Source organism: Streptomyces sp. LUP30 (genome assembly GCF_001746365.1).
GTDB lineage: Bacteria > Actinomycetota > Actinomycetes > Streptomycetales > Streptomycetaceae > Streptomyces.
This window is the reverse complement of sequence record NZ_MJAJ01000057.1, coordinates 47,053-56,028: the sequence shown is the minus strand read 5'-3', so window position 1 is coordinate 56,028 and position 8,976 is coordinate 47,053. Positions and strand designations below refer to the sequence as shown.

Genomic DNA, 8,976 nt, shown 5'->3' with positions numbered 1-8,976 from the left:
GTGTATGCGGGGGACCGGGTCGGAGCCGTCGCGCTGACCGCCGTCCTCACCGGTCTGGGGCTCCTCGCCGGCAAGATGAGCGCGGTCGGACCGGTCGCCTCCGGGGCGGGCACGCAGTTGCTGGTGGGCGCGGCGATCGGCAGCAGGCGGCCTCGGGCGGTGAGCCGCAGCGCGTGCAGCGCGGCCGCGCCCCAGCAGGCCGTCGCCGGGTGGGCGGCGGGGTCGCGGCGGGCGCGCACGAGGATCGGGAGCGCCTTGTCGAGCGGCAGGGACAAGGCGGGAGCCTGTTTGCGGCGGATCGAGGAGCCGTGCCGGCGGACGACGGTGAGCTCCGTGCGCTCCGCGTCCGTCGCCGCGGGCAGCGGGGCGTCCGCCGGGTCCCAGAACGCGACGCGGCCCTCGCGCGGGAGGGGCGCGGGCAGGAAGACGGCGGCGAGCCGTACGCAGACGGAGCCGGGCTCCGTCTGCGCCGCGCCGTCGAGCAGGGCGCTCATGCCGTGTGTCCACCTCCCGCCCGTGTGTCGGATCAGTCGTCCTCGACTCTACGGGCGGCCTCTGACAATCGGCCCCGACGGCCGGCCGGGCCCGGCCCCGGGGGGCCCGCCCCCCGAGGCCGCATCAGGTCGAGTCGAGCCCGAACAGCTCAGGTCAGGTCAGCTCAGGTCAGGTCAGGGGACTGTGCGGGAGACCACGTAGACGAAGGGGTAGGTCGCGTTGCCCGTGTTCACCACCACGTCCAGCGTCGGGTCGGGGTTCTTCTGTTCGCGGACGAGCCCGAAGTAGTCGCCGGGGCGGGAGCCCGGCCCGGTGAACTTCCAGCCGGTGATGTCCTGGTCGCGGTCGCTGATGGCGATGTCGCCCTTCTTCAGGTCCGCGCGGCTGACGCCCATGTGCCCGAGGAATTCGTCGAGGCCCGCGTGGGTGGTCTGGAACTGGACGTAGAGACGGCTGGTCTTCCAGTTGTTCGTCTCGTAGTAGGCGACCTGGTTCGACGGGTGCGGGATCGGCACCTGGTACAGCCGGCGCTGGATGTTCGACGGCCAGCCCGCGGTCAGGCCGGTCGCCGAATACTTGTCCTCCTTGTCCTTGCCGCTGTCGCGGCTCTGGTTGGCGGAGATCACCAGGTAACCGGCGGGAACGCCGATGAGCAGCACGATGATCAGCAGGGTGATCGCCCTGCGACGGATCACGTGCCGGCGGTCCTCCGGCGGGCGGGACGGCTCGTCCGGAGACGCGGCCTGGTGGGGCAGCGAGGGTGTCATGCGAGGTCCGAGGTCGTACGGGGCGGTGCGGCGGTCAGGCCGGCGCCGGGGCGGGGCGACAGGGCGGTCAGGCCGTGTCCTGGGTGCGGCGGGCCGCCTCGGTGAACCGTTCGAAGCGCTCGAAGCGCTCCACCCGGCGGCGCTTGGCACGCCGGAACCGGCGGGCGACCAGGCGGGCCAGGTCGGCGGCCCCGACCATGCCGGCCTCGGGACCGAGCTGGGCGCGCACGATCCGGGCCTCGGGACGGTAGCCACGGCCGGTGAGCTGGCGCTTGAAGGCGTCGCGCGCGGGGCTGATCAGCAGGTCGTCGGCGGCCGAGACGCCGCCGCCGATCACGAAGCAGGAGGGGTCGAGCGCGGCGGCCAGGTTGGCGATGCCGACGCCGAGCCACTGCCCGATGTCCTGCAGCAGCTCGATGCACATGGCGTCGCCGTCGCGGGCCAGTTCGGTGATCATCGGGCCGGTGATGTCGCCGATGTTGCCCTTGACGTGCTCGATGATCCCGTACGCCACCGGGGAGTCGGCGGCGGCCAGTTCGCGGGCCTCCCTGACCAGCGCGTTGCCGGAGCTGTACTGCTCCCAGCAGCCGCGGTTGCCGCAGGGGCAGCGGTGGCCGCCGGGCACGACCTGCATATGGCCGAACTCGCCGGCGACGCCGTACTTGCCCCGCTTGACCTGGCCGTCCTCCAGGATGGCGCCGCCGATGCCGGTGCCGAGGGTGATCATGACGAGGTGGTCCTCGCCGCGGCCCGCGCCGAAGCGCCATTCCGCCCAGGCGGCGGTGTTGGCGTCGTTGTCCACCAGGACGGGCACCGACAGCCGGCCGGAGAGCCGGTCGCGCAGCGGCTCGTTGCGCCAGGACAGGTGGGGTGCGAACAGGACGCGGTTGCGGTCGGCGTCGACCCAGCCTGCCGCGCCGATGCCCACGGCGTGCACGTCGTGCCGGTCGGACAGGTCCAGGACGAGCTCGGCGATGGTGTCCTCGACGACCTTCGGGCTCTTGGACTTGTCCGGGGTCTCGGTGCGGAGCTTCTCCAGGATGTTGCCGTCGGCGTCGACGACGCCCGCCATCACCTTGGTGCCGCCGATGTCGATGCCGACGGTCGGCACCCGGGGCGCCGTGAGGTGCGAGCGGCGCTCCCTCGTGCCCACCGTGCGAAGTGCGGGGGCGCGGCGGGAGCCGATGGGGGCGCTGAAGTTGCCGTAGGTGCTCATCGCCGCCGATTCTGCCTCACCGTGGTGCCGGGTGCCGAGCGGGGCGACGCGCACGCGACGAAGCACACGCCGACGCCGCCTCCGTATCCAGCCGGTCCGTTCCCGCTCGTGCCGCAGGTCGTCGGGCCGGTTGTCGCCCGCCGTCAGCCGCGTCAGCCCGTCCAGGGTGAGGGAGTCCCGCGTGTGGGCCCTCGCATCGTCCCTCTTCAGCGGTACGGCCGGGAAGCACCCCTCGCTCACCTTGTCCGGACATCCGGTCACATTGTCAGGACAATGTGACCCATATGGATGTGGACGAGGGGTCGGCCCACGGAGCGGGAAGGAGCGCTCAGGGACGGACGAGCAGCTGGAACTCGAAGGAGTAGCGGGTCGGCCGGTAGATGTGGTCGCCGAACTCGACCGCGCGGCCCGTGTCGTCGTAGGTCGTGCGCTGCATGGTCAGCAACGGGGCGCCCTCGGCCTCCGCGAGCCGGTCGGCCTCGGCGGCGGTGGCGGCGCGCGCGCCGATCGACTGCCGGGCGCTGTGCAGGGTGATGCCCGCGGTCCGCATCAGGCGGTACAGCCCGGTGGCCTGCAGCAGGTCGGTGTCCAGGTCGAGCAGCCCGGACGGCAGGTGGTTGCACAGGTAGGCCATCGGCTCGCCGTGCGCCAGCCGCAGCCGCTCCACCCGGTGGACGTCGCTGCCCTCGGCCACCGCGAGTGCGGCCGCGACCTCGGCGGACGCCTGCACCACGGTGTTCACCAGGACCGTCGTCGCGGGCCGCTGACCGGCCGCCTCCAGATCGTCGTAGAGGCTGCTCAGCTCCAGCGGCCGCTTGACCTGGCTGTGCACGACCTGTGTGCCGACGCCCCGGCGGCGTACCAGCAGGCCCTTGTCGACCAGCGACTGGATCGCCTGGCGGACGGTCGGCCGGGACAGGCCGAGCCGTGCCGCCAGCTCGATCTCGTTACCCAGGAGACTGCCGGGAGTGAGCGATCCGTGCTCGATCGCGGCCTCCAGCTGCTGCGCCAGCTGGAAGTACAACGGCACCGGGGAGGTTCGGTCCACACGTAGTTCTAGCTGCACGGTCGGGTCCACTTCTGGTTTCGGCACGGCCCGAGCGTAGCTCCGGGACCGGTTGACGGGAAGTTGTGCAGTCCGATTGTCCGGACATACGCATTGACAGGGTGCGGCCTGCGACGTCACTTTGGTTTCATGCGCATCGGGGTCATCGGGACGGGCCGCATAGGCACCATTCATGCGAACACACTCAGCCGTCACCGCGAGGTCGGATCCCTGATCCTCACGGACGCGAACCACGCGCGGGCTCAGGAGCTCGCGCTGCGGCTGGGCGAGACGGCCGCTCCTGGGGTCGACGAGATCTTCCGGTGGGGCGTGGACGCCGTGGTGATCACGACGGCGACCTCGGCCCACGCCGAACTGATCGGTCGGGCAGCACGCTCGGGCCTGCCGGTCTTCTGCGAGAAGCCGATCGCCCTGGACCTGGCGGGGACCTTACAGGCGATCACCGAGGTCGAGACCGCCGGAACGATCCTCCAGATGGGCTTCCAGCGCCGCTTCGACGCGGGGTACACCGGCGCCCGGGAGGCGGTGCGCTCGGGCCGGCTCGGACGCCTGCACACGATCCGGGCGCTGACGTCCGACGAGTCGGCGCCGTCGGCCGCCTGGCTGCCGGTGTCCGGCGGGATCTACCGCGACGCGCTCATCCACGACTTCGACTGTCTGCGCTGGGTGACCGGGCGGGAGGTGGTCGACGTCTACGCCGCCGGGTCCGACGCCGGACCCGCGATGTTCCGCGAGGCGGGCGACGTGGACACGGCGGCCGTGCTGCTCACCCTCGACGACGGCGCGCTCGCCACGGCGACGGCGACACGGCTGAACGGCGCGGGCTACGACGTCCGGATGGAACTGGCCGGAGAGCTCGACCAGATCGTCGTGGGTCTGGACGACCGCACGCCGATCGCGTCCACCGAGCCCACGGGACCGCCGGCCGCGGACAAGCCGTGGTCCGGCTTCCTGGAACGCTTCGGGCCCGCGTACGAGGCGGAGCTGAACGCCTTCGTGGACGTCGTCAGGGGCATGCGCCCCAATCCCTGCGACGGTCGCGAGGCCCTGCACGCCCTGCGGATCGCGGAGGCGTGCGAGGTGTCCCGCCACGAACGCCGGGCCGTCGCCCTCGCGGAGATCCCGGCGACCCCGACGGCGGGGTGAACGCCCGCCCGGCTCCGGGCGGCGCGTGATCCACTCGACGCGCGGCCGTCCGGGCCCGTGGAGCCGGTACGGGCCGACGGAGAGCCGACGGGGATGCGTCGCCGCACGGCCCTGGCGCCCCGGCGGGGGCCTCGGCCGTCGGGATGCCGTACCGAAGGCGGTCGGTCGATCGGCGGCTCCTCCCCTGGGCGACGGCCCCTCCCCTGGGCGGCGGCCGCCAAGCGCCCCGACGGCGATCCCGGCGGCCCCGCAGCTCGACGGCCCCGCAGTCCCGCAGCCCCGGCGGCGCGAATGCGGCCTTCCGGCGTCCTCCAGGGGACCTTGCGGCGTCGGCGCCCGTACGAGGGGCGGCAGGTCCGGCTAGTGGCCGCCGCGCCCGTGTTCCTCTCCCGTCGGGCCGTTCGCTCCCTCGTCGAGGAGACCGGCGTCGTAGGCCAACAGCGCGATCTGCACCCGGTTGTTGAGACCGAGCTTGGCCAGCGCCCTGGAGACGTGCGCCTTCACGGTGGCGACGCTCATGAACAGCTCGGCGGCGATGCCCGCGTTGGACAGACCGCGGCCGACGGCGACGGCCACCTCCCGCTCGCGCTCGCCCAGGGTCGCGAGCCGCACGCGCGCGTCGGCGCCCCGGGTGTCGGCGGTCGTGCCGGCCGCGTGCGCCATCAACTGCCGGGTGACCGTGGGCGACAGGACCGGGTCGCCGGCCGCCACCCGCCGCACCGCGTCGACGATCTCGGCGGGCGGGGTGTCCTTGAGGACGAACCCGGCCGCTCCCGCGCGCAGCGCCCTCAGCACCTGGTCGTCGGCGTGGAAGGTGGTGAGCACCACGACCTGCGGGGCGTCCGCGCGGGCGCGCAGACGTTCCGTGGCGGTGATGCCGTCCACGGCCGGCATGCGGATGTCCATCAGGACGATGTCGGGGCGGGTGCGCTCCACCAGTTCCTCGACCTCGCCTCCGTCCGCGGCCTCGCCCACGATCTCGATGTCGTCGGCGCCCCCCATCATGAAGGCCAGACCGGCCCGCACCAGGGGATCGTCGTCGACGAGGAGGAGTCTGATCGCAGTCATGGGCATCACGTAATCACGGTCGAGGGCGGAGCGAGGAGCCAAGTCACGTGCCGGGCCCGGACGTTCAGCCCCAGGGCAGCCACGCCCGCACCTCGAAGCCCCCGTCGTCCCGCGGACCGTGCTCCAGGCGTCCGCCGGCCAGCGTCGCCCGTTCGGTCAGGCCGATCAGCCCCTGGCCGGAGCCCGGGACGGCCGGCGCCTCGCCCTCGGGCGCCGGGTTGCGCACGGTCACGACGAGGTCCTCGCCGGGCCCGCCCGCCACGGTGACCGCGACCTCCGTGCCGGGGGCGTGCTTGCGGGCGTTGGTGAGGCCTTCCTGGGCGATGCGGTAGGCGGTGCGGCCGACGGAGGCGGGTACCGCGCCGGCGTCGGCGACCCGCTGGTCGAGGGTGACCTTCATGCCGGCCTCGCGGGACTCGGCGACCAGCGCGTCCAGGGCGGCGAGCGTCGGTTGGGGGCGTCCCGTGTCGTCGGGTTCGCGGGCCCGCAGCACGCCGATGATCTCCCGCAGGTCCTCCAGGGCCTCGTGGGCGCTCTCGCGGATGACGCCCGCCGCCCGTGCGATCTCCTCGCGGGGCGCGTCCGGACGGAACTCCAGCGCGCCGGCGTGCACGCTGAGCAGGGTGAGCCGGTGGGCGAGCACGTCGTGCATCTCCCGGGCCATGGCCTCGCGGGCCAGTCGCTGCGCCTGCTCGGCGCGCAGCCGGGCCTCCGTCTCGGCGCGCCGGGCCCGGTCGCGCAGGCTGAGCATCAACTGCCGCTTGGAGCGGACGAACATGCCCCACCCGATGGCGGTGACGGTGAACAGCACGCTCCACGCCACCGACGGCCCGTAGGCGAGCGTGGGGTCCGGGCGCGCCCAGGCGAGGAGCGGGATGAGGGCGATCTCGGCGCCGCCGACCCAGGCGATGTACCGGAACGGCCGGTGCACGGCGAGGGTGAAGAGGGCGACGGTGCACGCGCCGGCCGAGGTCGTCGACAGGAAGCCGAGGGGGACCGACGTGACCGCCAGGGCGAGCGGCCACCGGCGGCGCAGCCAGACGGCGACGCAGGCGAGGACGCCCAGTGCCTGGTCCGCCACGGCGAAGGCGCCCGCGAGGTCGCGTTGCGCGGGGAACGCGTCCGCCACCGCCAGTCCGACCGCCACCGCCAGGAGGAAGCAGCAGGTGTCCACGGCCCAGTCGCGTGCGGTGCGCCGGTGCGGCCGCCCGGGGTGCTCGGCGTCCGGGTCGAGCCCGGCGACGAGCGCGGACGGCAGCAGCCACCGGCGTCCGGTGAACCAGGGCGCCGCCCGTGCCGCCTCGTCGTCTGCCCTCATGGCCGACAAATCTACGCAGTGCGGGACCGCGCCACCGCTTCGTGGACGCGATCCCCTGCCGAAGAGGCACGACGATCGACCGAAGTCGCGCGGGGCGCTACTTTCGGCCTGGCCGGAGGGGCGCCGCGCACGCCTTCGGCCGGACGGGTCCGGCCCGGCGGCCGATGCGTGCGCGGCCCGTGGCGTCCGGAGTCGAGCGGCAAGTCCGGATGACGGACGTCCGCCTCACGGAAGTCCGCCCGACGGGACGTGGGGCGACGGGACGTGGGCCGGCCGGACGGCGGGGCAGCCGGACGCGCGGTCGGTCGCGCCGTTCCTCGCCGTCGCCCGCCGGCCGGGTGGCAGGAGCCGCTCGCCCGGCCGGCGGCACGTCCTCGCGGTGAGGGCGGGTCAGGACAGGTCGGCGATGACCGTCTTGGTCTCGAGGTAGTTCTCCAGGACCGCGTGCCCCATCTCCCGGCCCCATCCGGACTGCTTGTAGCCGCCGAAGGGGAGGGCCGCGTCCAGGGCGTTCCACGTGTTCACGAACACGGTCCCGGCCCTCATGGCGTCCGCCGTCCGGAAGGCCTTGCCGATGTCGCGGGTGAAGACGCCGGCGGCGAGACCGTAGGGGTTGACGCGCTCGACGTCCACGACCTCCTCGAGCCGGTCGAAGGGCAGGACCACCAGGACCGGGCCGAAGATCTCCTCGTCGACGACGCTCATGCCGGGCGCGGCCCCGGTGAAGATCACGGGCGGGACGAAGTACCCCGTGTCCGGCAGGCTCTGCGCTCCGGTGTGCGGGACGGCCCCGTCGCGCACACCGGCCTCGACATAGCCGCGGACCCGGTCGAGCTGCTCCTTCGACACCAGCGGGCCGAGCTGGGTCGCGGGGTCCGCGCCCACGCCCACGACGAGCCGGTTCATCTCGGCGACCAGTCCCCCGACCACCTCGTCCAGCACCGGCCGCTGCACGTACAGGCGGGAGCCCGCCATGCAGGACTCGCCCTGGTTGAAGAAGACGGCGCCGGCCGAAGCTGCCACGGCCCGTTCCAGGTCGGCGTCGGCGTAGACGATGTTCGGCGACTTGCCGCCCAGTTCCAGGGTGAGCTTCTTGAGGTTGCCCGCAGACGCCCGGACGATCTCCTTGCCGACCTCCGTGGAGCCGGTGAAGGCGACCTTGTCGACGTCCGGATGGGCCGCCAGGGCCGCCCCCGTCGCTCCGTCACCCGTCACGATGTTCACGACGCCGTCCGGGAACCCCGCCTCCTGGATCAGCTCACCGAGCCGCAGCGCGCTCAGCGGGGTCTGCTCGGCGGGTTTGAGGACGACGGTGCACCCGGCCGCCAGCGCCGGAGCCAGTTTCCAGGCCGCCATCATCAGGGGGAAGTTCCAGGGGATGATCTGGCCGACCACCCCGATCGGCTCCCGCGTGGTGTAGGAGAGGAAGCTGCCGGGCGGCGCCGTCGAGAACGGGATCGTGTCGCCCTCGATCTTGGTGGTCCACCCGGACATGTAGTGGAAGAGGTCGGCGGCCATCGGGATGTCGGCCATCGCCGCGTACGACACCGGCTTGCCGTTGTCGTACGACTCGGTCAGGGCGAGTTCCCGGGCGTGCTCCAGGACGAGGTCGCCGAGCCGGTGGATGAGCCGGCCCCGCTGCGACGGGGACATCCGACGCCACGCCGAGCCCGGTTCGAAGGCCGCGCGGGCGGCTCGGACGGCGAGGTCCACGTCCGCGGCGCCGCCCAGCGGCACCGTGGCCAGCACCTGCTCCGTCGCCGGGTCCACGGTCTCCACCACGGCGCCGTCCGCGGCGTCCCTCCACGCACCGCCGACCAGCATCTTGCGCGGCGCCGTGGAAATTCCGGTCACGGCGGTTTCCGTCGTCACTGACATTCGCTCACTCCATTCTGACATC

General features: G+C 73.3%; 7 protein-coding genes and 1 pseudogene. 1 reads left to right on the top strand and 7 read right to left on the bottom strand.

The features are described 5' to 3' along the window. The 4 genes and pseudogenes from BG482_RS33710 to BG482_RS33695 form a co-directional block, all read right to left on the bottom strand. Positions 1–494, bottom strand: a pseudogene (locus tag BG482_RS33710) (ATP-dependent helicase); the annotation flags it as partial. A gap of 174 nt (positions 495–668) precedes the next feature. Further along, the gene (locus BG482_RS33705) at positions 669–1,262 is read right to left on the bottom strand and encodes a sugar kinase (protein WP_069773005.1); all 594 of its coding nucleotides are present in this window, start codon (positions 1,260–1,262) and stop codon (positions 669–671) included. 67 nt (positions 1,263–1,329) lie between these two features. Then, positions 1,330–2,478, bottom strand: a complete 1,149-nt coding sequence (locus BG482_RS33700) for an ROK family glucokinase (RefSeq protein WP_069773009.1) — start codon at positions 2,476–2,478, stop codon at positions 1,330–1,332. A 328-nt stretch (positions 2,479–2,806) separates the two neighbouring features. Then, positions 2,807–3,544 carry a GntR family transcriptional regulator gene (locus tag BG482_RS33695; RefSeq protein ID WP_176741538.1) on the bottom strand — a complete coding sequence of 246 codons (738 nt, stop codon included), beginning with the start codon at positions 3,542–3,544 and terminating at the stop codon, positions 2,807–2,809. Between the two features lie 129 nt (positions 3,545–3,673). Here BG482_RS33695 and BG482_RS33690 point away from each other — a divergent pair, with 129 nt between their 5' ends. Further along, positions 3,674–4,690: a Gfo/Idh/MocA family oxidoreductase gene (locus tag BG482_RS33690; RefSeq protein ID WP_069773003.1), complete on the top strand. Its 1,017-nt coding sequence runs from the start codon at positions 3,674–3,676 to the stop codon at positions 4,688–4,690. A 360-nt stretch (positions 4,691–5,050) separates the two neighbouring features. Here BG482_RS33690 and BG482_RS33685 read toward each other — a convergent pair whose 3' ends face one another. The 3 genes from BG482_RS33685 to BG482_RS33675 form a co-directional block, all read right to left on the bottom strand. Next, positions 5,051–5,758 (bottom strand): response regulator transcription factor, encoded by a 708-nt coding sequence (locus BG482_RS33685; RefSeq protein ID WP_069773008.1) that lies wholly within the window; start codon positions 5,756–5,758, stop codon positions 5,051–5,053. Between the two features lie 64 nt (positions 5,759–5,822). Continuing rightward, complete coding sequence (locus tag BG482_RS33680) at positions 5,823–7,076, bottom strand: histidine kinase (RefSeq protein WP_107450848.1); 1,254 nt, start codon at positions 7,074–7,076, stop codon at positions 5,823–5,825. A gap of 390 nt (positions 7,077–7,466) precedes the next feature. After that, the gene (locus tag BG482_RS33675) at positions 7,467–8,954 is read right to left on the bottom strand and encodes an aldehyde dehydrogenase family protein (RefSeq protein WP_069773001.1); all 1,488 of its coding nucleotides are present in this window, start codon (positions 8,952–8,954) and stop codon (positions 7,467–7,469) included. Between the last annotated feature and the right edge of the window lie 22 nt (positions 8,955–8,976).